Raw genomic sequence first — 15708 nt, forward strand, 5'->3', positions numbered from 1 at the left:
GCTGGGGGGCGGGCGGCGGCCCGCCCCCGGCCCCGCCGTCGGGGCGTGTCGCCGGCGGCGGGGCCGGCCCCGGTCAGCCCTGCGTCTTGTGGCGCCGGCTCTTCAGCATCAGGGCGCGCGAGAACTGGTCGTCCGCGGTCGTCGTCCGCTTGGGGAAGTTGGCGTTCATCAGCTTCTGGTAGGCGTCGGGCCGGAACTCGGCCATCAGGAGCCAGCCGCTGCGGACGTACTCGGTGGGCGCGCTGTTCCCGGCGCCGTCGGTGCCGTCGATCTTGCCCGCGTAGTGGCGCGGCGCCTTGCTCATCACGTCCACGAAGGTGTTCGCCAGCGGGGCCAGCATGGCCGGGGTGATCTTGTACCGGCCGGACAGGTACGCCCGGTACAGGCCCGCGCAGTCCAGGCTGCCGTGGTTGTTGTCCTCCTTGCCGTTGGTCGCCGGGGCGTACCCCCAGTCGTAGGCGGGCTTGCCGGAGTGGTCGGTGTAGGTGCGCACCGAGGAGAAGAACCAGTCGATGCTGCTCTGCACCAGGGCGTCGTACCGCTTGACCCGCTGCGGGTCGTCCCCGAGCAGCTGGTGCGCGATCGCCAGGTTCTGGAAGGCGTAGTCGAACATCATCTGCTGGTTCCACGGCACCGGCTGGCCGCCCTTGTAGGGCGAGTCCGCCGCGAAGTACTGGCGGTTGCCCTGGGAGACGTCCAGCAGCCGGGCCAGGATGTGCCGGTCGACGGCGGTGTCGGCCTCGGTGACGAACCTCTTGGCCCGGTCGAGGTAGGTCGCGCCGTACCCGTGCGGGTCGCCGGTGGCCACGGGCGTCTGCCAGATGGCCGGCGTGCGCAGGATCAGCCGGGCGCAGTTGGCGAGGTGCCCCACCGGGTCGCCCTGCTCGCCGCCGGTGCCGATGGGCTTGGTGGTGACGTCGTTGGGCCAGGCGGGGTCGACCTTGCCGGTCCAGAGCACGTGCTGCCCGACCGGGCGCTTGGCCAGGTCGTTGCGCTCGGAGAGGACGGCGTCGCAGAAGCCGATCATCCGGTCGAGGACCGCGCGGTCGCCGGAGACCTCGTACACCAGGCCCATCGCCTTGGTGTCCTCGCCGCTGTGGCCCTGCGCCCACTGGTTGCCGATGTTGTCCGCGGCCGGGGTGAGCGTCCGGATGTAGGACGTGAAGGACTTGATCTCGTCCGGCGTGACGGGGCCGTCCAGGCTGCTGAACGTCAGGGCCGGGCGGGCGCTGCGGGCCGCCGCCACGGGTGCTGTCGCCCCCGTCCCCTCCTGTCCGGACGCCACGCCGGCGATCGCGATCACGCCGAGGCTGAGACAGATCAGCCTGGTGCTTCCGAGCGGGATCTTCACGGGTTTTCTCGGCGCCATGTGCGGCCTCCTGGGCGTCGGTCAGCGTTTCTGACCGTGGTGAGCCGTGGTCCGGGCGCGCCGTGGGCGCGGGTGTCCGAACCGGCCGGCCCGGAGGGCCGACACCTGGGTTGACGGCCCTCGGACCGGCCCGGGTTCACCGCCGGCGGGCCGTCCGCGGCCGCTGCGGCGGGCGGGGCCGCGGCCGGACCGGATCCCTGTCGCGCGGCGGCCGGGCCCGTCCCGTTGTCGTGCGGAGCAGTCGGTAACGATTGACGAGCGACAGTCACCGATATATCGTCGAGCTATTGAGACAGTGACGTAAGCACTGTCCGATCAACAAGGAGGTGAGCGCGATGCGCTCCGGAATGCGATTCGGTGAAGGGGGCCCGCGCGGCGGTCGGCGTCGTGGACGGGGCCCGGAGTCCGGGGAGTTCCCCGGGGAGGGGTTCGAGGGCCGTGGGGCGTTCGGCGCCTTCGGGCCGCCGTTCGGCGGCCCCGGGCGGCCGCCCGGCGGACCGTTCGGCCACGGCTTCGGCGGGCACGGCGGTCGCGGGCACGGTCCGCGCGGCCGGCGCGGCGGGCGGGCCCGGCGCGGCGATGTGCGGGCCTCGCTGCTCGCCCTGCTGAAGGAACGGCCGATGCACGGCTACGAGATGATCGCGGAGATCACCGAGCGGACGGGCGGGGCCTGGCGGCCGAGCCCGGGCTCGATCTACCCCAACCTCCAACTGCTGGAGGAGGAGGGCCTGATCACCGCGGAGGAGGTGGGCGGCAAGCGGCTGGTCTCGCTCACCGAGGCGGGCCGGGCCGAGGCCGAGGCAGGGCCCGCGGAGCCGTGGGCGGAGGCCGGCCGGGAGGTCGACTGGGAGGCCGTCCAGGAGGTCGGCCAGGCGCTCGGCGCGGTCGACCAGGCGATCCGGCAGGTGATGGCGACGGGGACGGAGGCGCAGCGCGCCAAGGGCCTGGCGGTGCTCAACGAGGCCCGCAAGAAGCTCTACCTGATCCTCGCCGAGGATGCCTGACCGTCCGAGGGGGGTCGGCCCGAGGAGGGTCGAGGGGGGCGGCGGACGGTGCCGCCGCTCAGCCGCGGACGGCGAACAGTGCCACGCAGGCGAGCAGCAGCACCGTCCAGCCGAACCAGAGCCAGCCGTTCGGGCCGAGCACCGCGCTGTAGAGGCTGACCACCACCAGCAGCCCGGCGGTGACCGCCGCGACCTGCCGGTTGTGCTGGGTCACGGCCTGCGGCCGGCTCCTGGGGCCGTGTCGTACGGTCTTCGCCATCGCCGTCCTCCCGAGGGGAGCGGCCGTCACCCGGAGGCGCGGGCGGTGGCCGTCTCGTCGTACTCGTAGCGCCAGAACCAGCGGGTGCCCCGCTGCTGCTTGGCCCGGACGTACACCAGTGTGCGCGCGGGAGTCTCCCCGTGCGCGGGGACCGGCACCTTGTAGGTCTTGGGCACGCCGTACATCGGCCCCAACGGGATCGGGAGGATCCGGCCGTCCAGGGGGCCGCCGACGAATTCGGTGTCCGCGCTCTTCACCCCACCAGGGTCTCACCTCGCCGGGGCCGGGCCGCGGCCGACCGGCGCCGACCGGTGGCCGACCAGCGGTCGCGGCCGATCCGGGGCGCGCGCGGGGGCGGTCGAGGGCGCGCACGGAGGCGGCGCGGGGGAGGGGCTGTGAGGGTCGGGTGCCGGGAGTGTGACCGGAGAGGCACCGCCCCCGGTCATCCGAAGGCCCCGCGCACCCTTATCCTTCCTGTTACGCCCTCGGGGTTCACCCGGGTCAGCGGGCCCCGTACGGGCCGGGTGAGGCGCACAGCGGTGTGTCCGCCGGGCCGCCGAGCCGCAGTCTCCGCACTGCCGCGACTCCGTGCCGTGACCCGGGCGTCGGTCGTCCGGCAACCCCGGCTCCGGCCGGCGGGGCGCGGACAGCAGGGCCGAGCACCGTCCCGGGAAGCAGCGGGGGGCGCTGTGCGTTGCGTCGGAGTGGTACGTCGAATGCTGTGTCACACCAGGCACGGCAGTGCGCGGAAGGGGCCCGATGGAAGCCGGCAGCAGGTGGACGACCTGGTGGCAGAAGCGTGATCGTCAGCGGGCCCGGTCGGCCGAGGCGGACAGCCCCGCCGCCAGACTGGATCAGCTGCTCGGCGCCGTGCGCGCCGGATTCCCGCTCGCACCCGCCGCCCACCCGGCCGGCTACCGCTGTTCCTGTGACCGGGTCGCGTGTCCGGCTCCGGCGCAGCACCCGGTCTCCTTCGCCTGGCAGAGCCAGGCGACCACCGAGCCCGAGCAGGTCGCCCGCTGGCTCTCGCGGGACCCTCTGGCCAACTTCATCACCGCCACCGGCCGTGCCCACGACGTCCTGGACGTACCGGCCGAGGCCGGCCGGCTGGCGCTGGACCGCCTCGCCGCGCTGGGCGTCGAGGGCCCGGTGGCCGCCGTCGGCGAGGACCGCTACCTCTTCTTCACCGCCACCAGGGGCACCCCGGTGGACGAGGACGAGTGGTGGCCGAGCGCGCTGGACTCCACGCCGGACACCATGTCCGAGCACCCCGGCCTGCGCTGGCACTGCCGCGGCTCGTACACCCTGCTGCCCCCGGCCGCGCTGCCGGACGGCTCGCAGGTGCGCTGGCTGCGCGGGCCCGAGCAGCCCCTGCCGGATCCGCTGCGCGTCCTGGACGTGCTCACCGACGCCTGCACCGAGGTGGGCGCGGTCGCCGAGGAGCAGTGGCTGATCGGTTAGGCCCTGTCCGGCCGGCCCCGCCGACCGGACAGTCCTCGGCGCGCCCGCCGGGGGAGCGGGCTACGGCAGGGTCAGGATCTCCGCGCCGTCGGCGGTGACGACCAGCGTGTGCTCGAACTGGGCGGTGCGCTTGCGGTCCTTGGTGACGACCGTCCAGCCGTCGGCCCAGATCTCGTAGTCGTAGGTGCCCAGGGTCAGCATCGGCTCGATGGTGAAGGTCATCCCCGGCTTGATCACCTCGGTGGCCCGCTCGCTGTCGTAGTGCGGGATGATCAGGCCGGAGTGGAACGACGTGTTGATGCCGTGCCCGGTGAAGTCCCGCACCACGCCGTAGTCGAAGCGCTTCGCGTAGGACTCGATCACCCGGCCGATCACATTGATCTGCCGCCCCGGCTTGACCGCCTTGATCGCCCGGTTGAGGGACTCCCGGGTGCGCTCGACCAGCAGCCGGGACTCCTCGTCCACGTCGCCGCAGAGGTAGGTGGCGTTGAGGTCGCCGTGCACCCCGTGGATGTACGCGGTGGCGTCGATGTTGACGATGTCGCCGTCCTGCAGCACGGTCGAGTCCGGGATGCCGTGGCAGATCACCTCGTTGATCGAGGTGCAGATCGACTTGGGGAAGCCCCGGTAGCCGAGGTCGGACGGGTAGGCGCCGTGGTCGCACATGTAGGTGTGGGCGACGGCGTCCAGCGCGTCGGTGGTGACGCCCGGCGCGATCAGCTTGGCGGCCTCCTCCATCGCCCGGGCGGCGATCCGGCTCGCGATCCGCATCTTCTCGATGGTCTCGGCGGTCTGCACCTCGGGCCCGGTGTACGGCGTCGGCGCGGGCCGCCCGACGTACTCGGGGCGTGCGATGTTCGCCGGGACCTTGCGGGTGGGGGACTGGATGCCGGGTACGAGAGCCATGGTCGCGAGTCTATCCGCCGGCCCCCGGCCGCCCGGGGGTGTGCAGGAGGGGCGGCCGCGAGCCATGATCGGTACGACAGGTTCGTCGAACGGGAGAGACCGCCATGCCCCTGGGATTCCACCGCAAGCCGACCGGACTGCCGGGCGAGTGGTTCTACTGCATCAAGCACGCCAAGGTGGAGGAGGGGCCGGAGTGCCCCGCCAAGGACCGCCTCGGGCCCTACGCCACCCGCGAGGAGGCCGCCCACGCGCTGGAGACCGCCGAGGAGCGCAACCGCGAGTGGAAGAACGACGACCGCTGGAACGACCGGCCGTCGGAGGGCGGCGAGAGCTGAACCGGGGCCCCGGCCCCGCCGCTGCGGGCGGGACCGGGGCCGCGGCACGGCCCGTCAGCCGCCCTGCGGGCCGAGGTACTTGGCGCTGGTCAGCGGCGCGACCACCCGCCAGCCCAGCGCGGTGTACAGCGCGTGCCCGTCCGGTGTCCCGGCCAGCACACCGGTCTGCGCCCCGCGGTCGTGCGCCGCGCCCGCCAGCGTCCGCATGACCAGCGAGCCGAGGCCCCTGCGGCGGTGCTCGGCGGCGGTCTCGATCTGGTCGGCGACGGCGGTCGCGCCGGTGACGGCGATCTGGCCGCGGGCCGCCAGCGAGCCGTCCTCGGCGGTGACCAGGGCGCGGACGACGTCGCCGCGGGCCCAGGTGCGCAGCCGGTAGCCCGCGGGGGCGGTGAGCCCGTGGGCGGCGCCGAGCGGGACGGTCATCAGATAGCCCGGCTCGTCGTCGACCCACCAGCGGGGCCCGAGCCAGGGGGTGACGACCGCCGGGTCGGCGAAGATCTTGAGCCACGTCCCCGGGGCGCGCACCGCGCCGACGACCTTGTGGACGTCGGCCTCCCGCACGGCGCCCCCCGTGGCGTCCAGGACGTGCCGGGTCACGTGGTCGGTGACGCCGACGTCGACGGTGTACCCCCAGGGCTCCACGATCGGCGGCGCCGCCGACCGCGACACGACCCACCCGTCCACCCAGCTCCGTACGACGTTCTCCGCCGTGGTCTCCAGCATGGCCGCCCCTCCGTTCGCCGAACGTCAACGGAGACGATGGTAATGGTCGTATGGGCCATGTGTCACTTACTTTCTCGGGCGGCACTCTGACGGCCGGGCAGCACCGGTCCGGCCGGTCAGACCGCCGCCCGGGCCCGCTCCGCCTCGGCCTTCGCGTGCTCGGCGCGCACCGCCGCCGCGTGCGGGTCGGTGCGGTCGTCGTACGAGAGCAGGCTGGGCAGGGCGGCGGCGAGGGCCAGCACCCCGACCACGCACGCCGCACCGCCCGCCCAGACCGAGGCCCGGACGCCGACCAGACCGGCCATCCCGCCGGCCCGGACCTGGCCGAGCTGCGGGCCGACGGAGTAGCTGAGCAGTTCGACACCGGCCATCCGGCCGCGCACCTCGTCGGGGATCGACTGGTTCCACATGGTCGAGCGGGCGATCCCGCTGATCTGGTCGGCGCCGCCGGCCAGCGCCAGGCAGAGCAGCACCGGCCAGACGTTGCCGAAGAGACCGGCCAGGGCCATCGCCGCGCCCCAGCCGAGCGCGGACACCACCAGCAGCCGCCCGTGCCGGTGGACCCGGGACGTCCAGCCGCTGGTCGCCGAGACCGCCAGCGCGCCCACCGCCGAGGCCGCGTACATCGGGCCGAGCGCCCAGTCGGCGCCCAGCTCCGAGGCCAGGAAGGGGAAGATCGCCACCGGGAAGGCGAACAGCATCGCGCAGGTGTCGACGGCGTAGGTGCCCAGCAGGTCCTTGCGGCTCCAGGCGTAGCGGACACCGGTCAGGACGGCCCGGACGGACGGCCGCTCGGCACCGGTGGGCGGCGGCACCGCGCGGATCCGGGCGAGCAGCAGCAGCGAGGCGCCGAAGGTGAGCACATCCAGCGCGTAGGCGGTCTGCACCCCGGCGAAGGCCACGATGATCCCGGCCAGCGCCGGGCCGGCCACCGAACCGGCGTTGCGGTAGAGCGAGTTGAGCGCGAAGGCGGCGGTCAGCTGGTCGTGCGGGACGATCCGCGGGGTCAGCGAGTCCAGCGCCGGGCGCTGCAGGCCGTCGGTGGCGGCGACCAGGGCGGCCACCAGGTAGACCGGCCAGAGGACCGGCGTCGGCAGCAGCGCGTTGAGCAGCAGCAGGCCGGTGAGCACGCCGAGCCCGGCCTCCGAGAACAGCACCAGCTTGCGGCGGTCCAGCGCATCGGCGAGGGCGCCGCCCCAGAGGCCGAAGACGATCAGCGGCACCAGCTCGAAGGCGCCGACCAGGCCGACCGCGAAGGACGAACCGGTGAGGTCCTTGATCTGCATCGGCACGGCGACGTACGTCAGGTAGCTGCCGAGGCTGGTCACGCAGCCCGAGAGCCAGAGCAGCCGGAAGTCCCGGGAGGAGTGCCAGGGGGCCAGGTCGGGGCGCAGGGAGCGCAGCAGCGCCCGCAGGCGGCCGCGCGGAGGTGGTTCGGCGTCGTTCACGAACGACCATCCTCGGCGGCCCGGCCGCGGCGCCGCAACGGATTATCGGCCGCGGCCGCCCGCGGCCGCCCACCGGGCCCGCGCCTACCAGCGGCTGAGCCCCGGCCCCGCGGTGAGCCGCCCGGCGAGCGCCGCCAGCCGGTCGAGCGGGCCCCGCCGCGCCGGGGCCTGCCCGGCGGCGGCGCTGACCAGGTGCTGGGCGAGGTCGAACGGCTCCTCCTCGGCGGTGCCGACCGTCAGCCGCTCGTGCGCGAGGCCCGCCAGCCCGCCGTGCTCGGCGGGGCCGTCCAGGGCGAGCACGGTCGCCCCGCCGCGCCGGGCGTCCTGGACCCGGTCGAGCAGCGGTGCCCCGGCCGCCGTCGGGGCCACCACCAGCACCGTCGCCCCGCGCCCGGCCCCGGTCAGCCGCCGCAGGTCGTGCGCCAGATGGGCCGGTGCCCGCGCCGGCACCCGGTGGCGCAGCAGGGTCGGCGACAGCCGGGGGACGTCGGACCAGGCCGCCTCGTCGTCCAGATGGGCGGCCAGGTGCCAGGGCTCGTACCCCTCGGTGCCGACCAGCAGCAGCTCGCCGGCCCCGCGCCGGGAGACCGCGTGCCGCAGCGAGCCGGCGAAGCCGCCGACCGCCTCCAGCCAGCCCGTGCCGGTCAGCCGCTCACGGAGTGCCGAAACTCTCACCGCGTCCATACGCCACAGAATGTCGCGGGAGGCCGGCCGTTTGGCAGGATCGGCCCATGACTTCCCTCGAATCAGCGACAAACCCGGCCCACGAGCTGCCGGACGTCTCGCAGCTGGTGGTCGGTGTCCTCGGCGGCACCGGCGACCAGGGGCGGGGGCTCGCCCTGCGGCTCGCCAAGGCCGGCCAGCAGGTGATCATCGGCTCGCGCGACGCGGCCCGCGCCGAGGCCTCGGCGGCCCAGCTCGGCCTCGGCGTGCGCGGCGCCGACAACGCGACCACCGCGCGCGAGAGCGACATCGTGATCGTCGCGGTGCCCTGGGACGGGCACGCCGCCACCCTCTCGGCGCTCCGCGAGGAGCTGGCCGGAAAGATCGTGGTGGACTGCGTCAACCCGCTCGGCTTCGACAAGCAGGGCGCCTACGCCCTGGTGCCGGAGGAGGGCAGCGCCGCCCAGCAGGCCGCCGCTCTGCTGCCGGACTCCCGGGTCACCGCCGCCTTCCACCACCTCTCGGCGGTGCTGCTCCAGGACGAGTCGGTCGAGCGGATCGACACCGACGTGATGGTGCTCGGCGACGAGCGCGCCGCCACCGACCTCGTCCAGGCGCTGGCCGCCCGGATCCCGGGGATGCGCGGCATCTTCGCCGGCCGGCTGCGCAACGCCCACCAGGTGGAGTCGCTGGTCGCCAACCTGATCTCGGTCAACCGTCGCTACAAGGCCCACGCGGGCCTGCGGATCACCGACGTCTGAGCCGCGGCGAGAACCGACGCCCGCACCGCCGCTCGACCGGACACCGAACCGACGTCCGAAGCGATGCCCGGACCGGACGCCGACCGGCGGCGGGCGCGCCGACCTCACCCCTGGGCCGGGCCGGGGGTGAGGTCGGCGAGAATGGGGGCCGACCGTCACCCGGCCTTAGGAGCCCCCCGCCATGCCCCGCACGTCCCTCTTCGCCTCGATCGTCGTCGTCCTCGCACTGACCGCCGCCGTGGTCTCCATGGTGCAGGGCAACTGGGTGGGCCTGGTCTGGATCCCGCTGGCCGGTGTGGCCAGCAACGTCCTCTGGCTGAACCTGCGCCGGGCGAAGCTGGCGAAGGCCGCCGCCGAGCGGGCCGGGACCTCCTGAACCGGCCGGTCCCGCCGCCCGGTCCCCCCGGCTAGTTCTTCCAGAAGGTGAACAGGTCGTGGCCGACCTGGGCGTACGCCCGGTCGACGCCGAGCAGGTCCATCACGCCGTAGACGGCCTCGAAGAAGTAGTGGTTCACCTCGGGCTGCCAGAGCAGCGCGAAGATCGCCAGCATCCCGTACGGCGCGAACGGCTCGACCGCCCGGCGGGCCCGGTGGGACAGCCAGGGCTCGATGATCCCGTAGCCGTCCAGGCCCGGCACCGGCAGCAGGTTCAGCAGGGTCGCGCTGAGCTGCAGCATGCCGAGGAAGCCCAGGGCCAGCGCCAGCGGCGACACGCTCAGCTCGTAGCCGTTCCAGACCGCGTGCACCTCGCTGCCGTCCAGCCAGCCGGCCCCGACCGGGACCAGGATCAGCACCGCCGCGGCCAGGTTGACCAGCGGGCCGGCCGCCGAGATCAGGCTGTGCTTGAGCCGCCCGTTGATCCGGTGCCGCTCGATCCAGACCGCGCCGCCGGGCAGGCCGATGCCGCCGAACAGCACGAAGACGATCGGCAGCACGAAGCTCAGCAGCGCGTTGGCGTACTTGAGCGGGTTGAGCGTGAGGTAGCCCTTGGCGCCGACGGTGATGTCGCCGCCGTGCAGCGCGGTGCGGGCGTGGGCGTACTCGTGCAGGCAGAGCGAGACCATCCAGCCCGCGACCACGAACAGGAAGATCCCGAACCGGGCGTTGCCGTAGCCCGCGTAGACCGCCCAGCCGGAGGTCACGAAGGTCGCCAGCATGGCCCAGAACACCGGGCTGATCCGTCGGTCCTCGCTGCGCGAGCGCTGCGTTGCGGCGAAGGTCATGGCGTGGTTGCTCCGGGGGTCTGGGGGTGCGGGCAGGGGACCGATCATGCCCGGCGGGCCCGTTGCCGGACAAGCCGTCCCCGGTGAACGTACGGCGCCCGGGCTCCGGTTCCGGACACCGGAACCGGTCGGGAAAACGTGTGCGTGACACCACCGGCCATCGACCAGAATGGGCGGGTGCACTACGGCATCCTCGGTACCACCACTGCCCACCACGACGACGGCACGCCGGTCCCGCTCGGCGGTGCCCGGCTGCGGGCGCTGCTCGCCGCGCTGGTCCTGCGGCAGGGGCGGCCGGTGCCGGCCGAGCTCCTGGTGGACGAGGTGTGGGACACCGAGCCACCGCAGGACTCCTCCGCCGCGCTGCAGACCCTGGTCGGCCGGCTGCGCCGCACCATCGGCCGCGACCGGGTCGGCTCCGGCCCGGCCGGCTACTGGCTGACCGAACCGCGGACGGACCTCGGCGAGTTCCAGCGGCTGGCCGGCGAGGGCCGCCGGGCGCTGGACGACGCCGACCACGGGCTGGCCGCCGAGCGGCTGCGCGCCGCCCTGGCGCTCTGGCGCGGCCCCGCCCTCGCCGACCTGCCCGACCGCGGCGGCCCCGCCGCCCGGCTGGAGGCCCAGCGGGACGAGGCCCGCCGGCACCGGATCACCGCCGACCTCGGCCTCGGCCGGGCCGCCGAGCTCACCGCGGAGCTCACCGAGCTCTGCGAGCGGCAGCCGCTGGACGAGACCCTGCAGTACCTGATGGTCCGGGCCCTGCACGAGAGCGGCCGCACCGCCGAGGCGCTGCGCCACTACGAGCGGACCAGATGCGCCCTGGCGGACGAGCTCGGCGTCGACCCGGGCCGCCGGCTCCAGGACCTCCACGCCGAGCTGCTGACCCCGGTGGAGGCGGGCCGGTCGCCCGGGCGACCGCCCGCGCGCGAGCAGACTCCGCCACCGGCGCCCCAACCGGCCCGCGGTGCGGGCAACCTGCGCGGCCGGCTCACCAGCTTCGTCGGCCGGGAGGACGATCTCGGCGCCCTGCGCACCGCCCTGGCCGGCAGCCGGCTGGTCACCCTGACCGGCCCCGGCGGCTCCGGCAAGACCAGGCTCTCGATCGAGGCCGGCCGCGCCGAACAGGCCACCGGCCGCTGGCCGGACGGCGTCTGGCTGGCCGAACTCGCCCCGCTGGAGAGCCCGCACGCCGTCCCGGCCGCGGTGGTCTCCGCGCTCGGCCTGCGCGAGACCGTGCTGCACACCGGCGGCAAGGTCGCCGAGGTGCTGGAGAGCCGGGCCGAGGACCCGGTCCGCCGGCTGGTCGAGTACTGCGGGCACCGCCGGATGCTGCTCGTCCTGGACAACTGCGAGCATCTGATCCAGGCCGCCGCCGACCTCGCCGACCAGCTGCTCGCCGAGTGCCCCGGCCTCACCGTCCTCGCCACCAGCCGCGAACCCCTCGGCGTCCCCGGCGAGAGCGTCCTGCCGGTCGAGCCGCTGCCCGACCCGGTCGCGCTGCGCCTGCTCGCCGAGCGCGCCGCCGCGGCCCGGCCCGGCTTCGACCCGCAGAGCGATCCGGCCGCCTGCGCCGAGATCTGCCGCCGGCTGGACGGCCTGCCGCTCGCCATCGAACTGGCCGCCGCCCGGCTGCGGGTGATGACGGCCCGCCAGATCGCCGACCGCCTGGACGGCCGGTTCACGCTGCTCACCGCCGGCAGCCGCACCCTGCTGCCGCGTCAGCAGACCCTGCGGGCGGTGGTCGACTGGAGCTGGGACCTGCTCGGCAAGCAGGAGCGGGCGGTGCTGCGCCGGCTCTCGGTCTTCGCCGGCGGCTGGCGCCTGGAGGATGCCGAGGCGGTCTGCGCCGACGAGACCGAGGTGCCCCGCGAGGAGGTCGCGGACGTCCTGCTCTCGCTGGTCGACAAGTCGCTGCTGGTGGCGGACCTGGGCGGCGAGGGCCTGCCGCGCTACCGGATGCTGGAGACCATCCACGAGTACGCCGTCGAGCGGCTGGCCGAGGCGGCCGAGCGGAGCGAGAGCGAGCGCCGGCACGTCGAGCACTTCCGCGCGCTGGTCCGCACCGCCGAGCTGCACCTGCACGGCCCGGAGCAGCTGGCCTGGCTGGCGGTGCTGGAGCGGGAGCAGGACAACATCCGGGCCGCGCTGCGACGGGCGGTGGACCGCGGTGACGAGCACGAGGCGCTGGTCCTGGTGCTCGGGATGAGCTGGTACTGGTCGCTGCGCGGCTTCGGGCTGGAGGCCCGGGACTGGTACGAGGCGGTGGGCGCGATCGGCCCGGACCCGTTCGGTCCGGGCACCCTGCCGGTGCGGCCGCTGGAGCGGCCGGTGCTGGAGTACGGCATGCCGCTGCCGCCGGAGGTGGCGGCGGAGGCCCGCCGCGAGGTGGTGATGTACCGGCTGGTCGGGCTCTTCGAGGGCAACCTGGAGGTGCTGGGCGACCGCGAGGCGCTGCGGCTGTCCCAGCAACTGCTCGACGCCTACACCCCGGACCTCCCGCAGGCCTACCGGTTCCCGGGCCTGCTGCGGGTGTTCGGGGCCTTCCTGGCCGGCCGGATGGAGCTGATGGACGAGCTGCTGACCGACGCGGTGGAGGGCTGCCGCCGGCACGGCAGCGACAACGACCTGGCGTTCATCCTGCAGATCCGGGCCAAGATGCTGAACGACTGGCCCGGCGGGCTGGAGCAGTCCGTCCGGGACGGCGAGGAGTCGCTGGAGCTGTTCCGGCGCTGCGGCGACCGCTGGGGGATGTCCCAGGCCTACGCGGCCCGCGGCGAGTCGATGGCCAACCAGGGCCGGTCCGAGGAGGCCGTCGCCGCCTACCGGCAGGCGATCGAGCTGGCCGAACTGCTGGGCGCCCCGCAGGAGGTGCCGATGCTGCGGGTGCAGCTCGGCGGCGCGATGCTCGGCAGCGACCTCGCCGAGGGCGAGCGGTGCATCCGGGAGGCCCTGGCCGGGGTCGACCCGGGCGAGAGCCAGGCGGCCAACGGCGCGTTGCTCTTCGGGCGCCTGATCCTCTGCGGCATCCACGCCCAGCGCGGCGAGTACGACGAGGCGCTCGGTGAGCTGGACGAGCTGGGCGTGCGCAGGGTGGGCGCCTTCGCACCCGGTCTGGTGGACGGGATGCTGACGGTCACCCGGGGCTGGATCGCCGCCCTCGCCGGGGATCCGGAGCTGGGGCTGCGACTGCTGCGCCAGGGGCGGCGGTCGCTGTGCGACGTGCCGGAGGCGGCGAGCGGCCTCGCCGAGCGGATGTCGGTGATGCTGGTGCCCCCGGCGGTCGGCGTGCTGCGGTCCTTCGCCGAGCGCGACAACGACCTCGAAGCGGCCCGCCGGGCGGCCGTCCTGCTCGGCTCCTACGCCGGTCTGAACGGGCCGAAGGGCGGCTACCTGGACCGGGTCGAGGGCGAACGCGCCGAGGCGAGCCTGCGCGCCCTGCTCGGTGCGGACGCCTACGCCGCCGCCCACGCGGAGGGGGCCGGCCTGTCGGCCACCCAGGCGGGCGCCCTGCTCGACCTGATGACCGAATGGCCGGCCGGCTGACCTCCCGTCCCAGGGGTCTGCCGGCCGGCCGGTCCACGGGGCGCGGACCGTCAGGTCCGCTTGCGGAAGCGGGCCACCGCGAGCGGCGCGAAGACCGCGGTGATGCCGATCGACCAGCCCAGCACGATGAGCACCGGGTGGGCCACCGCGCCCTCGCCGTTGAGCAGGGCCCGGCAGGCGTCGGCGAGCGCCGAGAGCGGGTTGACGTCGGTGAAGGACTGCAGCCAGCCCGGCATGGTGCCGGTCGGGGCGAAGATCGAGCTGCCGAACTGCAGCGGCATCAGGACGAGCATGGAGACCCCCTGGACGGCCTGGGCACTCTTCATCGCCATGCCGAGCAGCATCGAGATCCAGACGATCGACATGCCGAACAGCAGCGACAGACCGACCGCGGCGAGCAGCTCCAGCGGACCGGTCTTCACCTCGAAGCCGAGGAGCATCGCGAAGCCGATCAGGATGACGAAGGAGACCAGCGCCCGGCAGTTCTCCGCGACGATCTTGGAGAGCAGGACGGAGGCCCGGCCGATCGGCAGGGTCCGGAACCGGTCCATCACGCCGGTCTGGAAGTCGCTGTTCAGGCCGGTCCCGACGGCCATCGCCAGGGTGATGCCGGTCTGCCCGAGCAGGCCGGGGATCAGGTACTGCTTGTAGGCGTCCTGGCCGCCGGAGATCGCGCCGCCGAAGACGTAGACGAAGAGCACGATGAAGATGACCGGCATCAGCACCGCGTCGAACATCGACTCCGGGTCCGCCTTGATCCGCATCAGGTTGCGGCGGGTCAGCGCGCCGAGGTGGCGCAGCGTGCCGGACAGGCCGATCCGGGTGTCCTCCACCCGGGCGGGCGCGACGGTTGCGGTGCTCATGCGACGGGCTCCTTGGCGAGGCTGGGGGCGGGTGCCGCGGCGGCCGCGGACTTGCCGGTGATGGTGAGGAACACCTCGTCCAGGCTGGGCACCTTGGTGTCGATGCCGGCGATGGCGAAGCCGCGGGTGCCGAGCACCCCGACGACGGCGGTGAGCTGCTCCTCGCCGGTGATCGGCACCGACAGCAGCCCGGTGTCGGTGGAGAAGGTGGCCTCGGCGATCCCGGTCTCCTGCAGGCAGCGGGCCATCTCGGGCAGTTCGGCCCGGTGCGCCGGGCGGACCTGCAGGGTCTGACCGCCGACCTGGGCCTTGAGCTCGGACACCTGGCCGGCGGCGATCACCCGGCCCCGGTCGATCACGGTCAGCTCGTCGGCGAGCTGCTCGGCCTCCTCCATGTACTGGGTGGTGAGCAGCACCGTGGAGCCCTCGGCGACCATCCGCTGCACCTCGTCCCAGACCTCGTTGCGGGTGCGCGGGTCCAGACCGGTGGTGGGCTCGTCCAGGTAGAGCACCCGGGGGCGGCCGATCATGGAGGCGGCCAGGTCGAGGCGGCGACGCATGCCGCCGGAGTAGGTCTTGGCGATCCGCTTGGCGGCCTCGGTGAGCGAGAACCGCTCCAGCAGCTCGGTGGCGCGGGCCTTGGCGTCCTTGCGGGAGAGGTCCAGCAGCCGGCCGATCAGGTAGAGGTTCTCGTAGCCGGAGAGCATCTCGTCGACGGAGGCGTACTGACCGGTGAGGCCGATGGTGCGGCGCAGCTGCTTGGGCTGGCGCAGCACGTCGTAGCCGCCGACGAAGGCGGTGCCGGCGTCCGGCTTGATCAGCGTGGAGAGGACGCGGACGAGGGTCGTCTTGCCGGCGCCGTTCGGGCCGAGCACGCCGAGCACGGTGCCCTCGCGGACGGTGAGGTCGACCCCGTCGAGGGCCTTGGTGGCGCCGTAGTGCTTGACGATGCCGTGGACCTCCACGGCGTTGCCCGCGGCGGGCCCCCGGTCGTTCGGGGCGGTGGTGATTCGTGTCATGCCCCCAGGCTGCCCGGCCCGGCTGTCGCGGCGCTGTCACCGGGCGGGCGGCCGGGGCGGCCCGCTGTCATCGCGCTGTCGCGGCACTGTCGGGGCGCCCGCGGTGCCGCGGCCCGGCCGCCGCCGGGTAC

16 protein-coding genes are annotated in these 15708 nt (G+C 74.3%); 6 read left to right on the plus strand and 10 right to left on the minus strand.

Annotated elements, in window-relative coordinates; genetic code table 11:
* Positions 1-73: 73 nt before the first annotated feature.
* Entirely contained in the window at positions 74-1369 is a 1296-nt protein-coding gene (locus tag ACWDRR_RS37570; RefSeq protein WP_449776766.1) for a hypothetical protein, read from the minus strand.
* Between the two features lie 335 nt (positions 1370-1704).
* On the opposite strand from ACWDRR_RS37570, the gene ACWDRR_RS37575 reads away from it, so the two are divergent.
* Positions 1705-2373, plus strand: a complete 669-nt coding sequence (locus tag ACWDRR_RS37575) for a PadR family transcriptional regulator (protein ID WP_449776767.1) — start codon at positions 1705-1707, stop codon at positions 2371-2373.
* Between the two features lie 58 nt (positions 2374-2431).
* On the opposite strand, the gene ACWDRR_RS37580 is transcribed toward ACWDRR_RS37575, so the two are convergent.
* Together ACWDRR_RS37580 and ACWDRR_RS37585 are read right to left on the minus strand one after the other, a co-directional pair.
* Entirely contained in the window at positions 2432-2587 is a 156-nt protein-coding gene (locus tag ACWDRR_RS37580; protein ID WP_449776768.1) for a hypothetical protein, read from the minus strand.
* Positions 2588-2658: 71 nt separating this feature from the next.
* Positions 2659-2889 carry a hypothetical protein gene (locus ACWDRR_RS37585; RefSeq protein WP_449776769.1) on the minus strand — a complete coding sequence of 77 codons (231 nt, stop codon included), beginning with the start codon at positions 2887-2889 and terminating at the stop codon, positions 2659-2661.
* Positions 2890-3391: 502 nt separating this feature from the next.
* Here ACWDRR_RS37585 and ACWDRR_RS37590 point away from each other — a divergent pair.
* Positions 3392-4093, plus strand: coding sequence for a bifunctional DNA primase/polymerase (locus ACWDRR_RS37590; protein WP_449776770.1), 702 nt, complete (start codon positions 3392-3394; stop codon positions 4091-4093).
* Positions 4094-4153: 60 nt separating this feature from the next.
* Here the strand turns inward: ACWDRR_RS37590 and map are convergent, their stop codons facing one another.
* Positions 4154-4999: a type I methionyl aminopeptidase gene (map, locus tag ACWDRR_RS37595; RefSeq protein WP_449776771.1), complete on the minus strand. Its 846-nt coding sequence runs from the start codon at positions 4997-4999 to the stop codon at positions 4154-4156.
* A gap of 104 nt (positions 5000-5103) precedes the next feature.
* Here map and ACWDRR_RS37600 point away from each other — a divergent pair, with 104 nt between their 5' ends.
* Entirely contained in the window at positions 5104-5334 is a 231-nt protein-coding gene (locus tag ACWDRR_RS37600; RefSeq protein ID WP_449776772.1) for a hypothetical protein, read from the plus strand.
* Between the two features lie 54 nt (positions 5335-5388).
* Here ACWDRR_RS37600 and ACWDRR_RS37605 read toward each other — a convergent pair whose 3' ends face one another.
* The 3 genes from ACWDRR_RS37605 to ACWDRR_RS37615 all read right to left on the minus strand — a co-directional run bounded on the left by ACWDRR_RS37605 (position 5389) and on the right by ACWDRR_RS37615 (position 8189).
* Complete coding sequence (locus ACWDRR_RS37605) at positions 5389-6057, minus strand: GNAT family N-acetyltransferase (RefSeq protein WP_449776773.1); 669 nt, start codon at positions 6055-6057, stop codon at positions 5389-5391.
* Between the two features lie 116 nt (positions 6058-6173).
* The gene (locus ACWDRR_RS37610; RefSeq protein ID WP_449776774.1) at positions 6174-7505 is read right to left on the minus strand and encodes an MFS transporter; all 1332 of its coding nucleotides are present in this window, start codon (positions 7503-7505) and stop codon (positions 6174-6176) included.
* 84 nt (positions 7506-7589) lie between these two features.
* Complete coding sequence (locus ACWDRR_RS37615; protein WP_449776775.1) at positions 7590-8189, minus strand: hypothetical protein; 600 nt, start codon at positions 8187-8189, stop codon at positions 7590-7592.
* Positions 8190-8236: 47 nt separating this feature from the next.
* Between ACWDRR_RS37615 and npdG the strand changes: the two genes are divergently transcribed.
* On the plus strand, positions 8237-8929 hold the full coding sequence (npdG, locus tag ACWDRR_RS37620) for an NADPH-dependent F420 reductase (RefSeq protein ID WP_449776776.1): 693 nt from the start codon (positions 8237-8239) through the stop codon (positions 8927-8929).
* Positions 8930-9110: 181 nt separating this feature from the next.
* Positions 9111-9305, plus strand: coding sequence for a hypothetical protein (locus ACWDRR_RS37625; protein ID WP_449776777.1), 195 nt, complete (start codon positions 9111-9113; stop codon positions 9303-9305).
* 31 nt (positions 9306-9336) lie between these two features.
* On the opposite strand, the gene ACWDRR_RS37630 is transcribed toward ACWDRR_RS37625, so the two are convergent.
* Positions 9337-10152 (minus strand): site-2 protease family protein, encoded by an 816-nt coding sequence (locus tag ACWDRR_RS37630; protein WP_449776778.1) that lies wholly within the window; start codon positions 10150-10152, stop codon positions 9337-9339.
* A gap of 177 nt (positions 10153-10329) precedes the next feature.
* Between ACWDRR_RS37630 and ACWDRR_RS37635 the strand changes: the two genes are divergently transcribed.
* Entirely contained in the window at positions 10330-13695 is a 3366-nt protein-coding gene (locus ACWDRR_RS37635; protein ID WP_449776779.1) for an ATP-binding protein, read from the plus strand.
* Between the two features lie 50 nt (positions 13696-13745).
* Here the strand turns inward: ACWDRR_RS37635 and ACWDRR_RS37640 are convergent, their stop codons facing one another.
* Together ACWDRR_RS37640 and ACWDRR_RS37645 are read right to left on the minus strand one after the other, a co-directional pair.
* Entirely contained in the window at positions 13746-14558 is an 813-nt protein-coding gene (locus ACWDRR_RS37640; RefSeq protein ID WP_449776780.1) for an ABC transporter permease, read from the minus strand.
* Entirely contained in the window at positions 14555-15577 is a 1023-nt protein-coding gene (locus ACWDRR_RS37645; RefSeq protein WP_449776781.1) for an ATP-binding cassette domain-containing protein, read from the minus strand. The genes ACWDRR_RS37640 and ACWDRR_RS37645 overlap by 4 nt, the downstream gene beginning before the upstream one ends.
* Positions 15578-15708 lie beyond the last annotated feature (131 nt).

The organism is Kitasatospora sp. NPDC003701, assembly GCF_053587085.1.